Below are 23,047 nucleotides of genomic sequence, written 5' to 3' on the forward strand. Positions count from 1 at the left end.
GAAGGCGAGGCGGTCGTGCACGTACTGATAGAGCGAGGTGCCACCGACCAGCAGATAGACGGCGGTTAGCTACTGTCTGACCACTCTATGCGATACCCAAGCATGGCCTTGACACATCCTGAATGACAGTTGAACATGAACAAGCGAGCACACTGCGCTCGCTTGTTCATGCTCATCGACGAAGGAGTGTTACATGAAGCATATTTTGTTTTTAGTGGCGATAGGACTCGGCCTCTTCTTCTCTGTTACCGGTCGCGCCGAAGCGCAGCAGTGGGTCCTCTGCACCAATTGCTCAACAACAGCACAGTTCCAAACTGCGGCGATCTCCAAAGCTCCGGACAGGACCGGAGAGTTTCGATTTGCAGTGGGCAACCCGAACACAGGCACCATGAAGCACGTCATAGTGTTCAAAACCATGCCGGGTGAAGTCCCGCGCGGCGGATCAGCTCCAATTCCGCAGAAACTTACTCTGGGCGGACTAGCAACGGACGCCGTCGGCTTCATCGCTAACGAAGATGAAGCCGCAGTTACCATCCCTGAGGATCCGCAACTGCTCGCAGGGCTGATGGGACCCACGTTTGGTCAAACGAACGCTGTTGTGAGCTCCGCGACTCCAGCGGAACAGCAACAGTTTGGAGCCATTGTAAAGTTGAGCAAAAACTCGATCATGGTCTCCGCACCCAATTCGTCCGGATTTTCGTCGCTCCGTGGCGCGCAAATGGAAGTAGTCAGTCCATTCTTGTATTCAGCGATGGCTGCCGGCGCTAATCCCGCGTGGCAAGCCGCGGAGATCCCCAGTTTTTGGAAGGGATTATTCAATGCCTTAAAAAGCCTCCATGGGAAGGGCCCAACCGCATGCATTGTCTATAGGAATGGCGACAGCGCTTGTTATCAGTTGAACATCATGGATAAAAATGCTGCCCGGTACATTACCGATAGCGGGAAAGATGCGAACGGCCAGCCAATTCCACAGACTGGTGGCATTGGCGGTGGTGGTGGCGGTAGCGGGCTCAATGTACAGCCCAATCGTCCCTCGACCGGATACATCTCGTGGAGTCGACCCTCCAGTAGTTATCTAGTCTGCTCCTACATCGGTGGAAAGCTTCACTCGTGCTACATCCAACCATTGTGAGGCCGCAATGAAGAGAATATTTATCCCTATCGTAGTGATCGCATTAGGTAGCGCAGGTTTTGCAGCGGCAGCGATTCAGTATGAAGCGCGGGCATCAGCTGCCTCGGACGCAGTATCTAGGAAACTAGACGTAGTGGGCTCCATACTTTTGGACGCAGAGGGTCGCATGCGTTCGGATAGTGAAGTAGCTAGTGCAGCGAGGGAGCTATTAGCCATACAGATAATTCTGGCCGGCCAAGAATTTCCAGCAATGACGGAAGATGCTCAGCGACGTGTCCTTGAAACGGTGAAACACGTGGAGCGCCAGGAAGGGTTAACTCGTATTACGGATGAAGGCCTGCAGCGTTGGGCCACAATCACGCGAGAATGCTTGACTTCAAGTGAAATACCCAGATCCTGCGGACTCGAACTTCCATCAAACATTTTGGCGCGGTAACTAGCCGACCGCGACGCCAAGCAGGCGTCGCGGTCATATTCGTTCTAGGCAAAGGTTTTAATCAGGCTATGCCACAGGAACTTTACTTTCTCCATGCAATACTCGCGCTTGTTGATTGAGCATGGTCTCACGCTCTTGAAAAAGAAGGTGAAGTTGCTTTCAGCGTCAATCAAGTACATATCCAATTTCTAGGCCGACCATCCAGTTCCTTCCCGGCGCCGGCTCGTAGAAGCGGCCGTTGCCCTCGTTGACGATCACCGAGCCGATCACGTCGCGGTCGAACAGGTTGTTGATCCGGGCGAAGCCGCGCCACTCCAGTCCGCCGAGCCGGAAGCGGCGCTCGGCGGCCAGGTCGAAGGACGCATAGGCCGGCGCCGACTCGGTGTTGCTGTCGTCCACCCAGACCCGGTCGGAGAACCGGCCTTCGAACATCACGTCGGTGTCGGCCAGCGGGCTCCAGCGCAGCTGGCCCCAGGCGAAGTGCCGGGACAGGCCGGGGATGTTGCGGCCGCCTTCGATGATCAGGTCGTCCGACGCGCACGGCGGCGCCCCGCACAGGGCGAAGTCGTCGACGTACTCGGCGTCGAGGAAGGTGTAGGCGGTGGCGAAACGCCAGGCCGGCGCCAGCTCGCCGGAGACGGCCAGTTCCAGTCCCTGGCGGCGCGTGGTCTCGGCATTGGCGTAGACGCTGCGCCCACCCTGGTTGGCGGCCACTACCAGCTCGTCCGCGGTCCGGCTGTGGAACAGCGCGGCCGAATAGTCCAGCGCGCCGGTGCGACCCCGCAGGCCGAACTCGTAGTTGCGGCTGCGGGCCGGGGCCAGGGTGTCGTTGAGGCCGCTCAGGCCGTCGCTGCGGTAGGCCAGCTCGGCGAACGTCGGGGTCTCGAAACCGGCACCGGCGTTGGCATACACGCTGAGCGTGGGGGTCGCGCGGAACAGCACGCCGGCCACCGGCGAGGTGCGCGAGTACTCCAGCCGCCCGCTGTCGTCGGGATTGGCGTCGGTGACGAAGCGGTCGTCGGACTCGAACCCGACCCGGCTGTGCCGCGCGCCGACGTTGATCCGCCAGCGCTGGGCGGGCGCCCAGTCGGCCTGCACGTACACGTCGCGGCCGGTCACCGCGTTGTCCTCGTCGCGGCGCAACGCGCCGACCACGCCGACGGTGTCGCCGATGAAGTTCTCGTAGCCCAGGCGGCGCTCGTCGGAGACCTCGTGCGAGTACCCGGCGGTCAACGAGAACGGCCGGTCCAGCCACGCGCCCTCCCAGCGCCAGCGCAGGTCGCCGCCGTAGTACCCGCGGTCGAGGTCGATCGCCCCGCCGCCGTGCAGCGGGCGCTCCTGGACGAACACCGGGATCGCCAGCATCTGGGTGGTCTCGCGGCTGCCGGTGTAGGCGGTGAATGCCAGCCCGTGGCCGCCACCCAGCGGCTGCTCGAGGTTGAGTCCGAGCTGGTCCTGGCGCACGGTCTTGCGGGTGTCGAACTGCAGTGCGCCATCACTGGCCGCGCGACGGTCGCCGTCCAGCTGGTCGCGGCTCAGGCCCTGCGGGTCCTGGGCCTTCAGGTCGATCGCATTGGCCAGCAGGGTGTAGTGCCCGCCGCTGGCCAGGGTGCCCTTGAGCAACGCCTGGCCCTGGCGGCGGCTGGCCTTGCTGTGGTCGCGGTAGCCGTCGGTGTCCAGGTCCACCAGGTCGAACAGGAAGCTGCCGTGGTCACCACTGGCCCAGGGCGCGCGGTAGCTGGCCGAGGCCCGGCGCAGGCCATCGGAGCCGGCGATGTACTCGCCGCGCAGCAGCGGGTCGGCGGGGGCATCGGCGGTGAACAGCGAGATCACCCCGCCCGATGCGTTGCCATACAGCGCCGAGAACGGGCCGCGCAGGACCTCGACCCGGTCGGCCGCGTCGAACAGGAAGTGCGAGACCTGGCCCTGCCCGTCCGGCATCGTCGCCGGGATGCCGTCGGTGAACATGCGGATGCCGCGCACGCCGAAGGTCGCCCGGGCACCGAAGCCACGGATCGAGATCTGCTGGTCCTGGGCGTGGTTCTGCCGGTCCCGCGCCACCACCCCGGGGATGCGCTGCACCGATTCGGACAGGTTGATCCCGGGCTGTGCCAGCCGGATGTCCCTGCCGGTGACGACGTCCACCGCGGCGGGCACCACCAGGGCATCATCGGCCTGGCGGGTGGCGGTCACCACGACGTGGTCGAGCGTGGTCGCAGCCTGGGCCGCCGGATCGCGATCCTGCCCGGCGGGCGCGGCAAGCGCCAGCGGCGCGGCGAGCGCGGCCTGCAACGCGAGCAGCAGGGGGAGGCGGCGGGCGGCCTTGCGGCCATGGCGGGAGGAAACGGGGAGATCGGGCGGCCGGCCCGGCTGGGGCTGATTCAAGACGTCTCCGGAGGGATCTGGGGGACCGGCCATTGTCGGCCGCCGGGACCCTCGCATGGACGGGCGTGATGGCACTGTCCATTCCGTTCAGGAAACCAGCTGCCAGGCCCCCGCTCATGCATCGGCTTGCGGCCGGACCCGGAACGCCAGGCTGATCCGCGGACCCACCGCTTGCCGCGTCTTCGGCACCCCGTGCTGGTGGGTCAGCTGCGAGCGATAGCTCATCAGCAGCACGCTGCCGGGCTCAAGCTCCACCTGCAGGGAACGGCGGGGTGGCGTGTTCGGGCGGATCGACATCCGCCGCGCCGCGCCGAGCGAGAGCAGGACCACCGGGTGGCCCGGCACCAGCATGTGCAGCTTGTCGCCGTGCGGCGCGACGCTGTCGTCGCCATCACGATAGAAGTTCAGCCCGACCGCGTTGAAGGGCTCGTCCACCACCTCGCGTACCGCCGTGAACGCGGCGCCCAAGGCGGCCGGAAGTCCCGGATCGGCAAGCCACCACGAGGCCACCAGCCTTGGCACCTCGACCACCCGTTCGTACATCAACCGACGCTGCGATTTCCAGGCGATGCCGTCGCGCAGGGCGTCGAACCATGCTTCGGCGGTCGCGGGATCCACCACGCCGGGACGGTAGCGCACGCCGCCCCCGGGATCGTCGAACAGCCGTTGCCAGCCTTCCGCCGGAGCGGCAGGCTGGAACAGCGACGGCTGGAACCCGGCATCGCGTGGCACCGCGGTGACCTCAGCCGTCCAGTTCCGCCCAGCGCGCGTAGGCGGCATCGAGTTCCGCCTGGACCCGTGCCACGTCCGCGGCGTGGGCGGTGATCGCCGCCGCGTCGCGCTGGTAGAACGCCGGGTCGTTCATCCCGGCCGTCAGCGCCGCCAGCTTCGCCTCGAGTGCCTCGATGGTCCCCGGCAACTGCTCGAGCTCGCGGGCTTCCTTGAAGCCCAGTTTCCGCCTGGCGGGCGCCGCGGTACTGGTGCTCCCGGCCGTCCGTGCCCCGCCTCCCCCGGCGATCGGCGACACCGGCATTGCCCGCTTGCCCGGGCCTGCCTCGACGGGTGCCGCGGGGCGCTGGCGCAGCCAGTCGCTGTAGCCACCCACGTATTCCCCGACCCGGCCGCCGCCTTCCATCACCAGGGTCGAGGTCACCACGTTGTCAAGGAAGTCGCGGTCATGGCTGACCAGCAGCAGGGTGCCCGGGTAGTCGCCCAGCAATTCTTCGAGCAGTTCGAGCGTCTCCACGTCCAGGTCGTTGGTCGGCTCGTCCATCACCAGCAGGTTCGACGGCTGGGCGAACAGCTTGGCCAGCAGCAGGCGGTTGCGCTCGCCACCCGACAGCCGGGTGATGGGCGCACGGGCGCGCTCGGGCGTGAACAGGAAGTCCTGCAGGTAGCCGATCACGTGCTTCTGCCGGCCACCGACCTCGACGAACTCGCGGCCCTCGGACACGTTCTCCAGCGCGTTCCAGTCCTCGCGCAGGGTGGCGCGGTACTGGTCGAAGTAGGCCACCTGGAGGTTGCTGCCCAGGCGCACCTCGCCGGCGGTGGGCTCCAGCTCGCCGAGCAGGGTCTTGAGCAGGGTGGTCTTGCCGCTGCCGTTGGGGCCGATCAGGCCGATCCGGTCGCCGCGGAACACCGTGGTCGACACGTCGTCCAGCAGCTTGCGCCCGCCGTAGTCGAAGCAGACGTGCCGGGCCTCGATCACCTTCTTGCCGGAACTCTCCGCCTGGGCGAAGTCCATCTTGACGTTGCCGGTGTGTGCCCGGCGCTCGGCGCGCTCGTTGCGCATCGCCTTGAGCCGGCGCACGCGGCCTTCGTCGCGGGTCCGCCGGGCCTTGATGCCCTGGCGGATCCAGACCTCTTCCTGGGCCAGCAGCTTGTCGAAGCGGGCGTTCTCCTGCGCCTCGGCATTCAGGCGTTCCTCGCGGCGGCGCTCGTAGTTGGCCCAGTCGCCGGGCCAGCTGGTCACCTGGCCACGGTCGATCTCCACGATCCGCGTCGCCAGCGCGCGCAGGAAGCGCCGGTCATGGGTGACGAACACCAGCGCGCCCTGCCAGGACTTGAGGAACTGCTCCAGCCAGTCGATCGACTCGATGTCCAGATGGTTGGTCGGCTCGTCCAGCAACAGCAACTCGGGTGCCGACACCAGCGCGCGCGCCAGCAGGACGCGGCGTTTCATGCCGCCCGACAGTCCGGCGAATGGTGCATCGCCATCCAGCCCGAGCTTGTCCAGGGTCTCGGCGACGCGCTGGTCGGCGCTCCAGCCCTGCGCGGCGTCGATCTTCGCCTGCACCGCGGCCATGGCGTCGGCGTCGAACTCCTCGGCGTGGCTGATGCGGTGGAACTCGGCCAGCCAGCCACCCAGCTCCCCCATTCCGGCGGCAACCACGTCGAACACCGCGCCGCTGGCGTCGGCGGGCACTTCCTGCTCGAGCCGGGTGATCCGCGCGCCGCCTTCGCGGCGGATCTCCCCGTCATCGGGGTTCAACTCGCCGGCGAGCAGCTTGAGCAGGGTGGACTTGCCGGCGCCGTTGCGGCCGATCAGGGCGACGCGCTCACCCGGGGCGATGGAAAGGGCCACGTCTTCGAGCAGCAGCGGGCCGCCGACGCTGTAGTCGACGTTGTGGAGGGTGATCAGGGGCATGGGGAGGGATTGTAGGGGCAAGGAACGTTCCTCGTTCCTCACTCCCCGCTCTCACGAGCTGCATGAAAGCATCGAACACCCCGCCCGCTCCCGCGCCCATTCCGGCCGCTTCCCCGCATACGCCTCCCGCCCCGGCTGGTCCTCGTACGGCCGGCGCATGACCTCGAGCACTTCGCGCACGCCGGACGGGTCGCCCTGCTCCGCCCGGTCGATGGCCTGCTGCGCCAGGTAGTTGCGCAGCACGTAGCGGGGATTGGCCAGGCGCATGCGCTCGCGGCGGGCGCCCGGTTCCCGCGGGTCGGCGGCGAGGCGGGCGCGGTAGCGCGCCAGCCAGTCCTGCAGCGCTTGCCAGCCGGCCTCGCGCCTGGCCGGATCGTAGAAGGCCCCGGCGAAGAGGACGGCTTCGGCCTGTGGGTCCGGGTCCGCGGGCAGGTCGCCGAGGGCGCGGAATAACAGGGTCATGTCGACCTCGGTGGCCGCCATCCAGTCCTGGAGGGTGCGCATGAGGGCGTCGTCCCCGTGGCGGAACCCGGCCAGGCCCAGCTTGCGGGCGGTGACGTCCTGCTCGGCGGCTTCGTAGGCGTCGACGTAGGCGGCCAGGCCTTCCTGCAGCGGGGCGACATCGGCGAACAGTGGCGAGAGGGCGCCCGCCAGCCGTCCCAGGTTCCAGTACGCGACCGCCGGCTGCTGGCCGAAGCGGTAGCGCCGGCGCTGGGCGTCGGTGGTGTTGGGGGTCCAGTCGGGATCGTAGTCGTCGATCCAGCCGTACGGCCCGTAGTCGATCGTCAGCCCGAGGATCGACAGGTTGTCGGTGTTCATGACGCCGTGGACGAAGCCCACCCGCATCCAGTCGGCCATCAGTCGCGCGGTGCGCACCGCGACTTCGGCGAACCACGCCGCCACCAGCGCCTCGCCCTCGCCTTCCAGGTGCGGGAAATCGCGGCGGATGCAGAACTCCACCAGCTGCCGCAACAGGCCGGTATCGCCGCGCGAGGCCGGAAGCTCGAAGCTGCCGAAGCGCAGGAAGGACGGCGCGGTCCGCACCACCACCGCGCCGGGCTCCGGCGCGGGGTGGCCGTCGTAGAACATGTCGCGCACCACCTCCTCGCCGGTGGCCAGCAGCGCCAGCGCGCGGGTGGTCGGGATGCCCAGGTGGTGCATCGCCTCGCTGCACAGGAACTCGCGGATCGACGAGCGCAGCACCGCCCGGCCGTCGGCGCCACGCGAGTACGGCGTGCGGCCGGCGCCCTTGAGCTGCAGTTCCCAGCGCCCGCCGACCGCATCGACGGTCTCGCCCAGGCTGATCGCGCGCCCGTCGCCCAGCTGCCCGGCCCAGTGGCCGAACTGGTGGCCGCCGTAGTTGGCCGCGAACGGCTGCATGCCGGGCAGCAGCCGGTTGCCGGCGAACACCTGGGCGAACTCCGGCGACAGGACCTCCCCGGCGGCCAGGCCCAGTGCCGTCGCCATCTCGCGCGAGTACGCAAGCACCCGCGGTGCGGCGACCGGCGTGGGCATCACCGGCGACCAGGCTTCGCGGACCTCGCGCACCCGGGGGCCGTGCACCGGGTCGCCGGGCAGTTCGCGAACGAAGGCGTTGTCGAAGCGGAACGAAAGCATGCGGCCATGCTAGGCCGGCGCGCGTGCACCGGGGCTGCACGGCGACTGCACGGGAAACCCGGCTCACGCGGCGGACCACGCCATCCCCGTTAGACTACGCGCCCCCTTTTTACCGGCCTGAGCGCCGTCCGGAGCCGCAATGAGCGCCGACATCCCCACTGCCGGCACCGGCGACGAAAGCCCGGAGACCCCGCTGTTCTCGGCCCTCGGCCTGCCCGAGCCGCTGCTGCGCGCCTCCGCCGACCTGGGTTACGAGCGTCCCTCGCCGATCCAGGCTGCCACCATCCCGCCGCTGCTGGAAGGCCGCGACGTGCTCGGCCAGGCGCAGACCGGCACCGGCAAGACCGCCGCCTTCGCGCTGCCGATCCTGGCCCGCCTGGACCCCACGCAGAAGGCGCCGCAGGCACTCGTGCTGGCCCCGACCCGCGAGCTGGCGATCCAGGTCGCCGAGGCCTTCCAGAGCTACGCCGCCCACCTGCCCGGCTTCACCGTGCTGCCGATCTACGGCGGCCAGAGCTATTACCCGCAGCTGCAGGCGCTCAAGCGCGGCGTGCAGGTGGTGGTCGGCACCCCGGGGCGGATCATCGACCACCTGGACCGCGGCTCGCTGGACCTGTCGCAGCTGCGTTGCCTGGTGCTCGACGAGGCCGACGAGATGCTGCGCATGGGCTTCATCGACGATGTCGAGGCCGTGCTCAAGAAGACCCCGGAAGGCCGCCAGGTGGCGCTGTTCTCGGCGACCATGCCGGTGCAGATCAGGCGCATCGCCCAGACCTACCTCAACGAGCCGGTCGAGATCTCGATCAGGAACAGGACCAGCACGGCGGCCAACATCCGCCAGCGCTACTGGGCGGTCAGCGGGATGCACAAGCTCGACGCGCTGACCCGGATCCTGGAGGCCGAGCCGTTCGAGGCGATGATCGTGTTCGCCCGTACCAAGCTGGGCACCGAGGAGTTGGCCGAGAAGCTGGCCGCCCGCGGGATCGCCGCCGCCGCCATCAACGGCGACGTGCAGCAGGCCCAGCGCGAGAAGACCATCGCCCAACTCAAGGACGGACGCATCGACGTGCTGGTCGCCACCGATGTCGCCGCGCGCGGACTGGACGTGGACCGCATCAGCCACGTCCTCAACTACGACATTCCCTACGACACCGAGAGCTACGTCCACCGCATCGGCCGCACCGGCCGGGCCGGGCGCAAGGGCGAGGCGATCCTGTTCGTGACCCCGCGCGAGCGCGGCATGCTGCGGGCGATCGAGCGCGCGACCCGGCAGCCGATCGAGCAGATGGCGCTGCCGACCATCGACACCGTCAACGAGCAGCGCGTCTCGCGCTTCCTCGACCGCATCACCGAAACCCTCGCCGCCAACGACCTTGCGCTGTACCGCGACCTGGTCGAGCGCTACCAGCGCGAGCACAACGTCCCGGTCGAGGAAATCGCCGCGGCCCTGGCGCGGCTGGCACAGGGCGAACGGCCGTTGCTGCTGGACGCGCCGCGCCAGCCCGAGCGCAAGCCGTTCGAGCGCGCTCCGTTCCAGGGCGGCACGTCCGAGCGCCCACCGCGGGAACGGCCACAGGCCCGCGAGCACACCCGCCCCGCCGCGCCGCAGGGCGCGACAGCGACCGCGCAGCGGCAGCCAGCCTCATCGGCCGGCGACATCGGCGCGGCGGGCAACGCCGGCGAGATGCTGTTCCCCGACGACGCGCCACCGATGCCCACGCGTACCGGCGACACCCCGCCGCGCGGATCCACTCCGCCGCGCGGGACATCCGAGTACGGCAGCGAGACGTTCCGCATCGAGGTCGGCCACGACCACGGCGTCAAGCCGGGCAACATCGTCGGTGCGATCGCCAACGAGGCCGAGCTCGACAGCCGCCACATCGGCCGGATCGACATCCGCGACGACCACAGCTTCGTCGACCTGCCCGAGGGCATGCCCCCGGACCTGCTGCAGTTCCTGAAGAAGGTCCGCGTCGCCGGCCAGCCGCTGCGGATTTCCCGTGCCGGCGAGGAGGCACGCCAGGCGCCGCATGCCCGCCGCGGGCCGCCTCCCCGTGGGCCCAGGCCGCCGCACCGCAATGGTCCGCCGCGCCCGGGCCCGCGCAAGCCGCGTCCGCCGCGCTGACCGGAACAGGGGAACAAGGACAGCAATGATTACCCGCGACACCGGGCGGTTCCTCGCCCTTGCCCGCGAGGCCGCGCCCGATGCGGGGACCGCCACCGCGCGTGCCGCCTTCCTCGTGGCACCGGACGGCTTCCGGCTGGCCGAGCAGTCGGCGGCCGACAACCGCTACATGGCCCCGCGCCGGCGACTTCGATCCCGACGCCGCCTCGCGCCAGCACCGCGAGTTGCACCACGCCTTCGCCGGCGTGCTGCCCATTGTGTGCTTCGCAGGCGATCCGGAAACCCCCGACGCCCTGTTCCCCAACAATGTCTTTGCCACCGCCCCCGGCCGCTACGTGGTCGGACGCATGCGCCACCCGGTGCGCCAGCGCGAGGCCGGGCGCGGGGACATCCGGCGGTTCTTCTCCGACGTGCTCGGTTACCGCGAATACGACCTGTCCACCCAGCCACACGCGTGCGAGCTCACCGGCGCGCTGGTCGTCGACCGTGCCCGTGGGTTGGGCTTTGCCGGGCTGTCCGAGCGCTGCGACGAGGAAGGCGCCCGGCTGATGCACGAGGCGCTGGGGCTGCGGGCGACCTTGATGTTCGAGCTTGCGCCCGGTGAATACCACACCAACGTGGTCCTGGCGGTGCTGGCCGGACGCGCGGCGGTGGTCTGCCCTGCGGGCATCGCCGACCCGGCGGTGGTCGATGCCATCACCACCCTGTACGCGCCACACGTGGTCACCGCCTGTCCGCGCGAGCACGCCGCATTTGCCGGCAACTGCATCGCATTGACACCGGAGACGGTCTGGATGAGCGCCGGTGCCGACCGCGCCCTGTCCGCCGCCAGCCGCGCAACGCTGGTGGCGGCCGGCTTCCAGGTGCGCAGCGTGGAGATCGACGCCATCGAGGCCGGCGGCGGCTCGCTGCGCTGCTGCGTCGGCGAGATCTACTGACTGCGGGCGACATGCGCCGCCCTCACTCCCGCTCCCGCCGCAGCAGCTCGCGCTTGCGCTCCACCCCCCAGCGGTAGCCCGACAGGTCGCCGTCCTGGCGCACCACCCGGTGGCAGGGGATCGCCACGGCCAGCCGGTTGCCTCCGCAGGCGCGCGCCACCGCCCGCACCGCGGCCGGGCGGCCGGTCCGGCGGGCGATCTCGGTGTACGAGGCGGTGCTGCCGACCGGGATCTGCCGCAGGACCTGCCACACCCGTTCCTGGAAGGCGGTGCCGCGCACGTCCAGCGGCAGCTCCAGGCCGATCGCCGGGTCCTCGACGAAGCCAACCACCGCGGCGACCACCGCCTCGAAGCCGGCGTCGCCGCCGACCAGGCCGGCCTTTGGGAACTGGTCCTGGAGTTCGCGCACCAGCCCATCCGGGTCGTCCCCAAGGGCGATCGCGCATATACCCCGCCCGCTGCAGGCGACCAGGATCGAGCCCAGCGAACACTCCCCGACCGCGAAGCGGATCTCGGTGCCGGCGCCGCCGGCGCGGTACTCGCCCGGACGCATCCCCAGGCGCTCGCCGGCGGTCTCGTAGAAGCGGCTGCTGGAGCCGAAACCGGCTTCATGGAGGCCGTCGGTGACCGAACGGGCCTCGCCCAGCCGGTCGCGCAGCAGCTGTGCCCGGTGCGCCCGGGCGTATGCCGCCGGTGTCAGGCCGGTGGCCGCCTTGAACACGCGATGGAAGTGGTGCGGGGCGAGCCCGGCACGCGCCGCCAGCACGTCCAGGCCCGGGCGTTCCGGGGCGTCGCGGATGAACCCGCAGGCCGCCGCCACCAGCTGCGCGTGGCGGGCGGCAACCGCGCTGCGGTCCGGCGCAGCACGGCGACTGGCACGGTAACCGGCCGCCTCGGCCTCGGCGGGGGTGGCGAAGAACTCGACGTTCTCCGGCCGCGGCAGCCGCGCCGCGCTGCTCGGGCGCGCGTACACCCCGGTGGTCCGCACGGCGTAGACGAACTGCCCGTCGGCAGCCGGGTCGCGACGGGTGACTGCCGCCCAGCGGGGGTCTCCGTCGACCGCGCCCGGGCCGGAATCCGGCGGCTTCCGGCCCGGATGTGTCGCCGGGCTGTCGAACGCACTGGCTGGTTTGTCTGTCATTGCACTGGACCTGTCACTGCACCATGCCGTGAAGATAAGCGTCGCCGCCACCGGCCGCACTCCGGTTCTTGCGGTCGAACTCCTCCTCTCGGCCGGGCTCGTATCCTGGTCCTACTCCCTGCGGCTAGACTGGTGCACATGCGCTCCCTGCCGGTCCTGCTTCAGTTGCTGCTCGCCCTCGTGCTGGTCCTCGACGGGATCGGAACGGCCGGGGCGGCGGTGCGCATGCAGGCCGGTGCGAGCGCCGCGCCGGCCATGCACAACACCGGCCATCCGGACGCCCACCAGGATCCGTCCTGTGGGTCCGACTACCAGGCCCCGCCCTGTGGGTCCGACTGCGGGGAGCCGGGCCAGTGCGCCTGTCCCTGCCTGCAGGTGGCAGCGGCGCTCCCCGCCGGACCGGTGCTTGCACCGCTCACCCCGGATCCGGCCCAGGCCCATCCGCGGGTCCACAGCCACGCATCGCCCGCCCTGCCCGGCGTGTTGCGGCCGCCGATCGGCTGAGCGGGGCTGGTGCCGCCCTGGCACCCACCGCCTGTCCCCGCGATCCGGCTGCCCGCCGCGTCGCGCCGGGACTTATCCGCATTCCGCCGGTCGGCCCGTGGCCACCGGCCCGATGGAACACCCCATGTCGATCCACTCCGACTCCCGCGGCGCCGATCCGTCGCGCCGCCGGTTCATCCAGGGCCTGGCCGCCGGTGGCGCCCTCGCCGGCTTCGGCCTGTGGCCGCGCACCAGCCACGGCGTTTCCGCCAGCCACGTTCCCGAGCTGGCCGGAAGCGGATTCCAGCTGGCCATCGGCCAGACCCCGGTGGATTTCACCGGGCGGACCCGCCTGGCGACCACCGTCAACGGCAGCCTGCCGGCGCCGGTCCTGCGCTGGCGCGAAGGCGACACCATCACCCTGCAGGTGGCCAACCGGCTGCGTGACTGGTCCTCGATCCACTGGCACGGACTGATCCTGCCGGCCAACATGGACGGCGTGCCGGGGCTGAGCTTCGATGGCATCCCCCCAGGCGGCTCGTACCTGTACCGCTTCCAGGCCAGGCAATCGGGCACGTACTGGTACCACAGCCATTCGCTGTTCCAGGAGCAGGCCGGGCTGTACGGCGCGATCGTCATCGAACCGCGGGAACCGCCGCCCTACCGCCACGACCGCGAGCACGTGGTGCTGCTGTCGGACTGGACCGACCTGGATCCGGCCGCGCTGTTCCGGCGGATGAAAAAGGACGCCAGCTACGACAACCACTACAAACCCACCGCCGGCGACCTGCTGCGCGATGCCCGCCGGGACGGCCTGCGTGCCGCCCTGCGCGAGCGGCTGGCGTGGGACCGGATGCGGATGACCCCCAGCGACATCTCCGACATCAACGGCCACACCTACACCTACCTGCTCAACGGCACCGCGCCGGCGGGCAACTGGACCGGTCTGTTCCGCCCCGGCGAGAAGGTCCTGCTGCGCTTCATCAACGGCTCGGCGATGACCTACTTCGACGTACGCATCCCCGGCCTGGAGATGACCGTGGTCGCCGCCGACGGGCAGTACATCCACCCGGTCGGCATCGACGAGTTCCGCATCGCCACCGCCGAGACCCTGGACGTGATCGTCGAGCCCCGGGGGCAGGACGCGTTCACCCTGTTTGCCCAGGACTCGGGTCGCACCGGTTTCGCCCTGGGCACCCTCGCGGTCCGCCATGGCCTGCAGGCGCCGGTCCCCGCGCTCGATCCACGCCCGCTGCTGACGATGGACGACATGGGCCACGCTGGCATGGACCATGCCAGCCATGCGGGCCATGGTGCCCCCGCGAAGGCCACGGCCGGGCAGCACGCCCATGCCGGGCACGGCGGCGGCCACGCCAGCAGCGGCGACGGGTCCGGCATGCAGCAGCATCCGCCATCCGAGCACGGCAATCCGCTGGTCGACATGCAGGCGATGACGCTCGGCCCGAAGCTGGACGACCCGGGCATCGGGCTGCGCGGCAACGGACGCCGGGTGCTGACCTACGGCGCCATGCACAGCCTGTCCGGCGATCCCGACGGCCGCGAACCCGGACGCACGGTCGAGCTGCACCTGACCGGGCACATGGAAAAGTTCGCGTGGTCGTTCGACGGCCTCGGGTTCATGGACGCGGAGCCCCTGCGCCTGACGTACGGCGAGCGCCTGCGCATCGTGCTGGTCAACGACACCATGATGTCGCACCCCATCCACCTGCACGGCATGTGGAGCGACCTGGAGGACGAACACGGGCGCTTCCAGCTGCGCAAGCACACCGTCGACATCCCCGCCGGCACCCGGCGCAGCTATCGTGTCCGCGCCGATGCCCTGGGCCGCTGGGCCTTCCACTGCCACCTGCTCTACCACATGGAGGCGGGAATGATGCGCGAGGTACGCGTGGAGGAAAGCGCATGAACCGGCTGCTTCCCTGCACCCTGGTCGCGGCCACGCTCGGCCTGGCGAGCGGCCACCTGCACGCGCAGGACCACGCCCGGCACCCTGGCATGGCGCACCCGCAGGGGCACGCCGGGCATGCCGGCCACGGCGAAGCGCCGGAGCCGGCAACGCCGGTTCCCCCGGTCACCGCCGCCGACCGCACTGCGGCATTCCCGGTGCTCCAGCGACCGATGGAGCATCCCTCCCCCATCAACACCCATCTGTTGTTCGACCGGCTGGAAGCCTGGGATGCCGGCCCCGGCACCGGCCAGGCCTGGGAGCTGGAAGGCTGGATCGGCACCGATCTCGACCGACTGTGGCTGCGTTCGGGGGGCGAGCGCTCCGCGGGAAGTACGCAATCGGCCGACATCGAACTGCTGTACGGCCGGAGCATCTCACCGTGGTGGGATGTCGTCGCCGGGTTGAGGCACGAATTCCAGCCCGGCGCCACGCGCGACTGGCTCGCCTTCGGGATACAGGGCCTGGCCCCCTATCGGGTCGAACTGCAGGCGACCGCCCTGGTGGACCGGTCGGGTCGGTCCGCACTGAGCATGGAGGCGGAGTACGAGCTGCTGCTGACCAACCGGCTGGTCCTCCAGCCGGTCATCGAAGTCGCGCTGTACGGCAAGGACGACCCGGCGCGTGGGATCGGCTCCGGCCTGGCGACAGCCCAATCCGGCCTGCGGCTGCGCTATGAACTCAGCCGCCGGTTCGCGCCGTACGTCGGTGTGACCCATGAGCGCGCCTTCGGGACCACTGCCGACCTGCGCGGCCACGCAGGGGAGCCTGTCCACGACACCCGGCTGGTTGCCGGCGTGCGGTTCTGGTTCTGACCGGCGGGCTACACTCGGCTGCCCACGCATGGCACTCCCGATTCGATGCGCAATCCCCTGCAGGACCAGCTGCTCAAGGCGGGCCTGGCCAAGAAGAGCCAGCTCGCCCAGGCCACCCGCGACCAGAAGCGCAAGCGCAAGGGCGTCGCCCCGCCCACCGCCGGAGACGACGCCGCTGCGGTGGACGCCCGGCGCCTGCAGGCCGAACGCGCCGAGCGCGACCGCACCCTGGCCGCCGAGCGCAACGCGCAGGCCCGCGCCCACGAAGCGCGTGCCCAGGCCCGGCAGATCATCCAGGACCACAAAGTCCCGGTGGACGGTGAGATTCCCTACCGTTTCAGTGACGGTACCCAGATCCGCACCGTGTACGTGAACACCGCCCTTCGCGCGCAGCTGGCCAAGGGCGCGCTGGTGATCGTGCGCCTGGACGACGGCTACGCACTGCTGCCGCAGGCCGCCGGTGAGAAGGTCGCCGCACGGGTCCCGGAGCTGCTGGTGCTCGACAACGCCGCGCAGCCCGACGCATCCGCACCCGAAGGCTCCGACGACGAGTACTACAGCCGGTTCCAGGTCCCCGACGACCTGGTCTGGTGAGCCGGTGGGTGCCTTCGCCACCCTGAAGGTCGCCACGCTCTTCGCGGTCACCGCGCTGGCGGAGATCGTCGGCTGCTGGCTGGTGCTGCTGTGGCGCAAGGAAGCGGCAGGCGCGTGGCTGCTGGTGCCGGCCGCGGCCAGCCTGGCGCTGTTCGCCTGGTTGCTGACCCTGCACCCGGTCGCCTCCGGCCGGATCTACGCCGCCTACGGCGGCATCTACGTGGCGACCGCCTTGGGCTGGCTGGCGTGGGTGGACAAAGTGCCGCTCAACCGCGTGGACGTGCTGGGTGGCGGGCTGATCCTGCTGGGGGCGCTGGTGATGGTGGTGGGGCACTGGCGCGCTTGACCGTTCACTTCGACATCGCGCGGTCAGCCCTTGGACGATGCGTTCAACATTTTCAGGCAGCGAGCGGCTGACCCGGCGATCGCATCGACCAGTGCGTCGATGATCGGGTGACCAATTCCGCCCTCTCTCATCCCGGCGGCGACCCCTGCTGCTGCATCGGCGATGGAACTCCCACCCCACATCAGGACGTCCCTGATGTGCTCGTCGCGTAAGCCCATCTCCCGACCGAGTGCCAGCCAGTCGCTCAGCCTGATGTCGTGCCAGCGATAGTGACTCCCGACCTTCATCGCCATCTTCAGCTTCCGTCGCTCGATCTGCGGGTACGGCAAAGCGCTGCTGATGTCATAGAGCGGCGCCAGGCGCACGGTGCCACCTGTTCCGACCAGCAGGGAATAGTTCTTGGCGTGTGCGTCGGAACCTCCGATCAGCCAGTTGAAGGCCAGCGATCGCAGGAAATCCTCCCGATCGACCTGGGGCTGGCTCGAATACTGGTGCAGCAACCTGTCGATCGCCGCCGGCGAAGGACCGCCCTCGTTCTGGTACTTGCGCTGCGGCATCACGCCCAAGGCTTGGCAGAAGTCCTCCTGATGGACGCGCCACCAACGCCCCCCCTGGTACTGGCGGTCGTACCGCGTGACACAGATGGTGATCTCGTCCCCGAAGCGCAGGATCGTGGACTCGCATACCGACAGCCCCAGCGCGCGCGCCAGCGTCAGGCAGAAGTGCTCGTTCTCGGCATAGCCCTCGAACGCCCCCGTGGGCGGCTTCAGGATGTGTGTCGTTGGCATGCGGCCTTGCGGAATCCCCCATCGTCCGCCGTCGCGATGCAGTGCGATCTTCGGCTGGGCACCCGGGAGGCTGAACTGCCCGATGTCATCCTGGCGCCGCGTGGCGCCCGCATCCTGCCGCACCAGGCGCAACCTTTCCGCCACTGCGGCCTCGTCCAGCCACTCGACCCCGCCAGTCGCATCCTCGATGTCCCCGGCGTATCGCTCTGGCCGCACGAACTGCGCGGCACCCGCGCAGTCTTCGCCGACATGGCCCAGCAGTGCCAGCGGATTGCGTGGCGACACGTGGAACCGGCTTGCCCAACGCTGGAGGACATGCTCGTTGTCCGGCAGGAATCCCCACAACACCGCGGCGGTGGCGTCCGGATCATGGTGCGTGCTCGCCAACGGCAGGCTCAGCGACAGCGGGAGCGCGTCGCGGCTGTGTCGCCATTCGTCGTCGTACACAAAACCTGGCCGGCTTCGCCTCCCCGCAAAAACCCGGCCGGCCAAAATTCCATTTATCAGGACGAGCAACTCCGTCATCGGTTCCCATCGCTCCGGTGAGCCTCGACGATGGCATCGATGTCCAGAGCGGGCGCCGCGGGCACTTTGGAACGCGCTTGCTTGTCGCTGTCTCTCGCGACGCCTTCGTTCCGCTCAGCCTCCACGTGAAGGGACAGCCCCAGCACGCGCAGCGCACGCAGCGCGAGCACGAGCTCCGCCCGGGGCTTGCCCTTCTCGATATCAATGATCCATTGCCTGGTAACGCCGACCTGTTCCGCTAGCGTGGCCTGGCCCCAGCCCAGTTCCTTGCGGCGGGAGCGGATAGCCAGTCCGAGCTCCCTCGGGGTGTGGATGATCGGCATGGCGCCACCTCAAAGTCATCGTTCGCCGACATCGTACCGATGTATACGATCGCTTACAAGCGCCGAATGTAACTGAGCGCAGACAGTTCAAGTGGGAATCGATGATGGGCGGTGCTGATCCACAGCAGTTCGATGAAACCGCCAACAGCCGCAAGCCGGGATGGGTTTCCGGGCTATACTCGCGCCCGCCGAAGCGCCGTACCATGACGCTCCGGCACGCTCTTTGGGGAGTAGCCGGCTTCCGGTACCGGAAGCGCGTCCGTCAACATACTCGGCCTCAATCGGCCGTGGCGGCGCAGCCTGACGCTTGGCGAGACCAACGGGCCACAGACGCAACTCCGGTCGGGCGCGCCTGTGGTTCGTTTCGTCTCCAAGTCCCGACCGTTGGTGCTGCCATGTCCCTGCTTTCCATCCTCCTTCTTGGCCTTGCCATGTCCACGGACGCGTTCGCTGCTGCCCTGGGCAAGGGCGCCGGCATGCCGAAACCGCGCTGGGGCGAGGCCCTGCGCGTCGGCCTGATCTTCGGCGTCGTGGAGGCGTTGACACCGATCGTCGGCTGGCTGCTTGGCTCGGCGGCTTCACGCTTCGTCGAGGCATGGGCCCACTGGATCGCATTCGGCCTGCTGGCCGCACTGGGTCTGCACATGATCTACAAGGCCGTGACTGCGACCGAACACGAGCCGTCGGGCTTTACCGCAAACAGCAGCCTGCTGGTGGTGGCGCTCACCGGACTGGCGACGAGCATCGATGCGATGGCCGTCGGCGTCGGATTGGCGTTCGTCGACGTGAACATCGCCACGGTGGCGGCCGTCATCGGCTTGTGCACGTTCGCCCTGGTCACGGTGGGCGTGATGGTTGGCCACGTGCTCGGCACGCTGATCGGCAAGCGCGCTGAAATCGCGGGCGGCCTTGTACTGATCGCCGTAGGCGCCATGATCCTGTACGAGCACATCAGCAGCGCTGCCGGCTAGGGCCTCGCGCCGGTAGAATGGCCGGTTTCCCCCAGGGCCGGACCGATGGCGCTCAACTCAACCGTGGTGAAGGCCGAGCTGCAGATCAGCGACATGGACCGGCACTACTACGCCACCCACAACCTCACCCTGGCACAGCATCCGTCGGAGACCGATGCGCGGCTGATGGTGCGGCTGCTGGCCTTCGCCCTGTATGCCGACGAGAAGCTGGAGTTCGGCCGCGGGCTCAGCGACGAGGAGGAGCCGGCGCTGTCGCGGCGCAACTACACCAACGAGGTCGAACTGTGGATCGACGTCGGCAACCCGGACGAGTCGCGGATCAAGAAGGCCTGCGCCCGCGCCGGCCAGGTGGTGGTGGTCAACTACGGCGGCCGCGCCTCGGACATCTGGTGGGACAAGGTCGCCAACTCGCTGGCGCGGCTGAAGAACCTCACCGTGCTCGACATCCCCGCCGACGTGGTCGAGGCACTGCCCGCCATCGGCGAGCGCGGCATGCGGCTCAACGCCCTGATCGAGGACGGCGAACTGCAGCTGATGGGCGAACGCGGCAGCCTGGCGCTGCGGCCCGGCGTGCGGATGGCCGCCGCCGGCTGAAACGATGTCCGGGCACCATGACGTCCTGGTGATCGGCGCCGGCGCCGCCGGGCTGATGTGTGCGGTCACCGCCGCCCGGCGCGGGCGGCGGGTGCTGGTCATCGAGCACGCCAACAAGGTCGGCAAGAAGATCCTGATGTCCGGTGGCGGGCGCTGCAACTTCACCAACACCGGCACTACCCCGGCCAACTACCTCTCGGCCAACCCGCACTTCTGCAAGTCGGCGCTGGCGCGCTACACACCGTGGCACTTCATCGAAATGGTCGAGCGCCACGGCATCGCCTACCACGAGAAGGAGCTCGGGCAACTGTTCTGCGACGAGTCCTCCAGGCTGATCGTGCGGATGCTGCTGGACGAATGCGCCCGGGCCGGGGTGGAGGTCCGCACCCACTGCAGCGTCGAGCGCGTGGAGCAACCCGACGCCGGCGGCTTCCGGCTGCAGACCACGCAGGGGCGGTTCGCGGCCCCGGCCCTGGTGGTCGCCTGCGGCGGCCTGTCGATCCCCAGCATGGGCGCGAGCGGCTTCGGCTACGAGCTGGCGCGCCAGTTCGGCCACCCGGTGCTGCCGACCCGCGCCGGACTGGTGCCGCTCACGCTCAGCGGCAAGCACCATGAGCGGCTGGAAGGGCTGAGCGGGGTCGCCCTGCCGGTCACCGCCCGCTGCAACGGCCGGGACTTCAGCAACTCAATGCTGGTGACCCACCGCGGCGTGAGCGGTCCGGCGATCCTGCAGATCTCCTCGTACTGGCAGCCCGGCGACGAGCTGCGGCTGGACCTGCTGCCGGGATCCGATGCGCTGGAAACACTGCGGCAGCTGCAGGCCGCCCGCCCGGCCGCCGGACTCGGGACGGTGCTCGCCGAGCTGCTGCCCAGGCGTTTTGCCCAGCGGCTGTGCGAGGCGTGGCTGGCGCACCTGCAACCGGGGCGGCCGATGCGGCAGTTCAGCGCGCCACAGCTGCGCGAGGTTGCCGCCCTGCTGGCGGACTGGCCGCTGGTGGCCAGCGGCACCGAAGGCTACCGCACCGCCGAGGTCACCCTGGGTGGCGTGGATACCGACAGTGTGTCCTCGACCACCATGCAGTCGCGCACCGTGCCCGGCCTGTACTTCATCGGCGAGGTGCTCGATGTCACCGGCTGGCTCGGCGGCTACAACTTCCAGTGGGCCTGGGCCTCCGCCCACGCCGCCGGCACCGCGGTATAGCCCGGCCTAGGACACCAGGATCCGCTGGATGTCGTCCAGCGGCGAATTGGTGAGGTTCTTCGCCAGCTCCCCGCGCAAGCGGTCCCGCGCCTCCTTGTGCAGCAGCCCGCGGATCTCGCCGAGGGTCTTTTCGTCGGCAACGATCACCAGGTCGTCGTAGCGCTGCTGCAGCGCGCCCTGGTTGAGGCCCTGCGCCAGTTGCTTGGCGAAGGTGGCCTTGTCGATGCGGTAGCCGTCGGTGCCGTCGGGCATCGAGCCGGAAGGCCCGTCATCGTTCATGTTCATCAGCTCCAGCAGATCGAACTGGTGGAGCATCAGGTCACGGTCATTGCCGCGGTTGCGGAACACGCGCGCGCCGGCGCCATCGGCAACCACCACCAAGGCTTCGTTCGGGATCTGCATGCGGCCTCCTGTCTGCTGTCGATGGCTCCGACACTGGCGCGCTGGCGGTTATGCATGTGTGTATGGGTGCGGGCACGGGGCTGCGGGTGCGGTAGGCTTGGCGGCTTTCCCGTGGAAACCGCCATGCGCCTGATCGCCTGCTTCGCCCTGTTTGCCGCCGTCCTGCTGGCTGGTTGCGGCGAGCCCGCGCCTCCGCCGGGTGGCACCGTGGCGGAGCTGCAGCGCATCGAGGTCACCACCGGCGAGGGGACGGTCGCCGCGGCCGGTGACGAGGTGACCGTGCACTACACCGGCTGGCTCTACGACGAGGCCGCGCCCGACCACCGTGGCGCGGAGTTCGACAGCTCACGCACCCGGGGCGAGCCGTTCACCTTCCTGCTCGGTGCCGGACGGGTGATCCGTGGCTGGGACGAGGGCGTGGCCGGCATGCGGGTCGGCGGCCAGCGGGTGCTGATGATCCCGCCGGAGCTGGGCTACGGCCGCAAGGGTGCCGGCGGGGTGATCCCGCCGCAGGCCTCGCTGGTGTTCGAGGTCGAACTTCTCGACGTCGAGAAGCACTGACCCCTTGAACCGGTAGCCCGGGCAAGCGCAGCGCACCCGGGCTACGGTTATCCGGCGCGTCGGCGACTACAGCGAGCGCATCACCCCGGCGGCCTTTTCGAACGAGGCGATGCGGGCGGCCGGATCGTGCAGGTTGGCGGTCAGCAGCAGCTCGTCGGGGCGGTGGCGCTCGATGAAGGCGGCGAGCTTTTCGCGCACCTGGCCGGCATCGCCGACCGCGCTCACCGCCAGCGCGCGTTCGACCCCGGCCTTCTCCGCCTGTGTCCACCACGACTCGATGTCGTCGATCGGCGGCGGCACCGGGCCCAGGTCGCCACGGCGCAGGTTGACGAAGCTCTGCTGCTGGCTGGTGAACTGGCGCCTGGCCTCGGCTTCGGTATCGGCCACGACCACGTTCATCGCCAGCATCGCGTAGGGCCTGTCCAGCCTCGCCGATGGGCGGAACTCGCGGTGGTAGACCGCCAGCGCCTCGTCCATCGCATCGGGCGCGAAGTGCGAGGCGAAGGCGAACGGCAGGCCCATGTGCGCCGAGAGGGTCGCACTGAACAGGCTTGAGCCCAGCAGCCAGACCGGCACCTGGATGCCTGCGCCGGGGACCGCCCGGACCGCCTGCCCGGGCTGCACCGGCTGGAAGTAGTGCAGCAGTTCGGCAACGTCCTGCGGGAAGGCATCGGCGCTGTTGAAGTAGCGGCGCAGCGCGCGTGCGGTCGCGGTATCGGTGCCGGGCGCGCGGCCCAGCCCCAGGTCGATGCGCTCGCCATGCAGCGAAGCCAGGGTGCCGAACTGCTCGGCGACCTGCAGCGGCGAATGGTTGGGCAGCATGATCCCGCCGGCGCCGACGCGGATGGTCGAGGTGCCGCCGGCGATATGGCCGATCAGCACCGCGGTCGCGGCGCTGGCGATGCCCGGCATGTTGTGGTGCTCGGCCAGCCAGAAGCGCCGGTACCCGGCCCGCTCGGCACGCTGCGCCAGTTCCAGCGAATTGGCGAAGGCCTGGCGGATGTCGCTGCCCTGCGGCACGGGTGCGAGGTCAAGGAGCGAGTACGGGATCATGCGG

Annotated in this window: 21 protein-coding genes and 1 riboswitch; of the genes, 12 read left to right on the forward strand and 9 right to left on the reverse strand. The window is 69.4% G+C overall.

The genetic code is table 11. The features are described from left to right. Positions 1-193 precede the first annotated feature (193 nt). Entirely contained in the window at positions 194-1,132 is a 939-nt protein-coding gene (locus LY625_RS02760) for a hypothetical protein (RefSeq protein WP_233737456.1), read from the forward strand. Positions 1,133-1,733: 601 nt separating this feature from the next. On the opposite strand, the gene LY625_RS02765 is transcribed toward LY625_RS02760, so the two are convergent. The 4 genes from LY625_RS02765 to LY625_RS02780 all read right to left on the reverse strand — a co-directional run bounded on the left by LY625_RS02765 (position 1,734) and on the right by LY625_RS02780 (position 8,217). Beyond that, positions 1,734-3,953 carry a TonB-dependent receptor gene (locus LY625_RS02765; protein ID WP_233737457.1) on the reverse strand — a complete coding sequence of 740 codons (2,220 nt, stop codon included), beginning with the start codon at positions 3,951-3,953 and terminating at the stop codon, positions 1,734-1,736. 114 nt (positions 3,954-4,067) lie between these two features. Beyond that, the gene (locus LY625_RS02770; RefSeq protein WP_233737573.1) at positions 4,068-4,616 is read right to left on the reverse strand and encodes an alpha-ketoglutarate-dependent dioxygenase AlkB; all 549 of its coding nucleotides are present in this window, start codon (positions 4,614-4,616) and stop codon (positions 4,068-4,070) included. Between the two features lie 79 nt (positions 4,617-4,695). Then, positions 4,696-6,600 carry an ATP-binding cassette domain-containing protein gene (locus LY625_RS02775; protein ID WP_233737458.1) on the reverse strand — a complete coding sequence of 635 codons (1,905 nt, stop codon included), beginning with the start codon at positions 6,598-6,600 and terminating at the stop codon, positions 4,696-4,698. A 51-nt stretch (positions 6,601-6,651) separates the two neighbouring features. Next, positions 6,652-8,217: a YdiU family protein gene (locus LY625_RS02780; RefSeq protein ID WP_233737459.1), complete on the reverse strand. Its 1,566-nt coding sequence runs from the start codon at positions 8,215-8,217 to the stop codon at positions 6,652-6,654. A gap of 139 nt (positions 8,218-8,356) precedes the next feature. On the opposite strand from LY625_RS02780, the gene LY625_RS02785 reads away from it, so the two are divergent. Together LY625_RS02785 and LY625_RS02790 are read left to right on the forward strand one after the other, a co-directional pair. After that, positions 8,357-10,342 carry a DEAD/DEAH box helicase gene (locus tag LY625_RS02785; protein ID WP_233737460.1) on the forward strand — a complete coding sequence of 662 codons (1,986 nt, stop codon included), beginning with the start codon at positions 8,357-8,359 and terminating at the stop codon, positions 10,340-10,342. 224 nt (positions 10,343-10,566) lie between these two features. After that, a complete protein-coding gene (locus LY625_RS02790; RefSeq protein ID WP_233737461.1) occupies positions 10,567-11,280 on the forward strand; it encodes an arginine deiminase-related protein in 714 nt (237 codons plus the stop codon). A gap of 22 nt (positions 11,281-11,302) precedes the next feature. Here LY625_RS02790 and ada read toward each other — a convergent pair whose 3' ends face one another. Next, positions 11,303-12,421, reverse strand: coding sequence for a bifunctional DNA-binding transcriptional regulator/O6-methylguanine-DNA methyltransferase Ada (ada, locus tag LY625_RS02795; protein ID WP_233737462.1), 1,119 nt, complete (start codon positions 12,419-12,421; stop codon positions 11,303-11,305). Between the two features lie 138 nt (positions 12,422-12,559). Between ada and LY625_RS02800 the strand changes: the two genes are divergently transcribed. The 5 genes from LY625_RS02800 (at position 12,560) to LY625_RS02820 (ending at position 16,625) form a co-directional block, all read left to right on the forward strand. Then, entirely contained in the window at positions 12,560-12,925 is a 366-nt protein-coding gene (locus LY625_RS02800) for a CopL family metal-binding regulatory protein (protein ID WP_233737574.1), read from the forward strand. Positions 12,926-13,049: 124 nt separating this feature from the next. Beyond that, on the forward strand, positions 13,050-14,831 hold the full coding sequence (locus LY625_RS02805; RefSeq protein ID WP_233737463.1) for a copper resistance system multicopper oxidase: 1,782 nt from the start codon (positions 13,050-13,052) through the stop codon (positions 14,829-14,831). After that, positions 14,828-15,685 carry a copper resistance protein B gene (locus LY625_RS02810; RefSeq protein ID WP_233737464.1) on the forward strand — a complete coding sequence of 286 codons (858 nt, stop codon included), beginning with the start codon at positions 14,828-14,830 and terminating at the stop codon, positions 15,683-15,685. The genes LY625_RS02805 and LY625_RS02810 overlap by 4 nt, the downstream gene beginning before the upstream one ends. Before the next feature lie 45 nt (positions 15,686-15,730). After that, positions 15,731-16,279: a DUF2058 domain-containing protein gene (locus LY625_RS02815; RefSeq protein WP_233737465.1), complete on the forward strand. Its 549-nt coding sequence runs from the start codon at positions 15,731-15,733 to the stop codon at positions 16,277-16,279. A gap of 22 nt (positions 16,280-16,301) precedes the next feature. Next, the gene (locus tag LY625_RS02820) at positions 16,302-16,625 is read left to right on the forward strand and encodes a YnfA family protein (RefSeq protein ID WP_233737575.1); all 324 of its coding nucleotides are present in this window, start codon (positions 16,302-16,304) and stop codon (positions 16,623-16,625) included. Between the two features lie 23 nt (positions 16,626-16,648). On the opposite strand, the gene LY625_RS02825 is transcribed toward LY625_RS02820, so the two are convergent. Together LY625_RS02825 and LY625_RS02830 are read right to left on the reverse strand one after the other, a co-directional pair. Beyond that, complete coding sequence (locus tag LY625_RS02825; protein WP_233737466.1) at positions 16,649-17,938, reverse strand: type II toxin-antitoxin system HipA family toxin; 1,290 nt, start codon at positions 17,936-17,938, stop codon at positions 16,649-16,651. Further along, on the reverse strand, positions 17,935-18,261 hold the full coding sequence (locus tag LY625_RS02830; protein WP_233737467.1) for a helix-turn-helix transcriptional regulator: 327 nt from the start codon (positions 18,259-18,261) through the stop codon (positions 17,935-17,937). The genes LY625_RS02825 and LY625_RS02830 overlap by 4 nt, the downstream gene beginning before the upstream one ends. 211 nt (positions 18,262-18,472) lie before the next feature. After that, positions 18,473-18,653, forward strand: a riboswitch (yybP-ykoY riboswitch). A 3-nt stretch (positions 18,654-18,656) separates the two neighbouring features. Here LY625_RS02830 and LY625_RS02835 point away from each other — a divergent pair. From LY625_RS02835 to LY625_RS02845, 3 genes are read left to right on the forward strand one after another with little or no spacing between them, the layout of a single operon-like run. Further along, positions 18,657-19,232, forward strand: a complete 576-nt coding sequence (locus LY625_RS02835) for a manganese efflux pump MntP family protein (RefSeq protein WP_233737468.1) — start codon at positions 18,657-18,659, stop codon at positions 19,230-19,232. A gap of 45 nt (positions 19,233-19,277) precedes the next feature. Then, positions 19,278-19,826: a YaeQ family protein gene (locus tag LY625_RS02840; protein WP_233737469.1), complete on the forward strand. Its 549-nt coding sequence runs from the start codon at positions 19,278-19,280 to the stop codon at positions 19,824-19,826. Between the two features lie 4 nt (positions 19,827-19,830). Further along, positions 19,831-21,027: an NAD(P)/FAD-dependent oxidoreductase gene (locus tag LY625_RS02845; protein WP_233737470.1), complete on the forward strand. Its 1,197-nt coding sequence runs from the start codon at positions 19,831-19,833 to the stop codon at positions 21,025-21,027. A 6-nt stretch (positions 21,028-21,033) separates the two neighbouring features. Here LY625_RS02845 and LY625_RS02850 read toward each other — a convergent pair whose 3' ends face one another. Continuing rightward, positions 21,034-21,429 (reverse strand): host attachment family protein, encoded by a 396-nt coding sequence (locus LY625_RS02850; protein ID WP_233737471.1) that lies wholly within the window; start codon positions 21,427-21,429, stop codon positions 21,034-21,036. 123 nt (positions 21,430-21,552) lie between these two features. On the opposite strand from LY625_RS02850, the gene LY625_RS02855 reads away from it, so the two are divergent. Beyond that, a complete protein-coding gene (locus tag LY625_RS02855) occupies positions 21,553-21,990 on the forward strand; it encodes an FKBP-type peptidyl-prolyl cis-trans isomerase (RefSeq protein WP_233737472.1) in 438 nt (145 codons plus the stop codon). Between the two features lie 66 nt (positions 21,991-22,056). Here the strand turns inward: LY625_RS02855 and LY625_RS02860 are convergent, their stop codons facing one another. Next, positions 22,057-23,043: an LLM class flavin-dependent oxidoreductase gene (locus tag LY625_RS02860; protein ID WP_233737473.1), complete on the reverse strand. Its 987-nt coding sequence runs from the start codon at positions 23,041-23,043 to the stop codon at positions 22,057-22,059. Positions 23,044-23,047: the final 4 nt, after the last annotated feature.

The organism is Lysobacter sp. GX 14042, from assembly GCF_021390425.1.
Lineage (GTDB): Bacteria > Pseudomonadota > Gammaproteobacteria > Xanthomonadales > Xanthomonadaceae > Novilysobacter.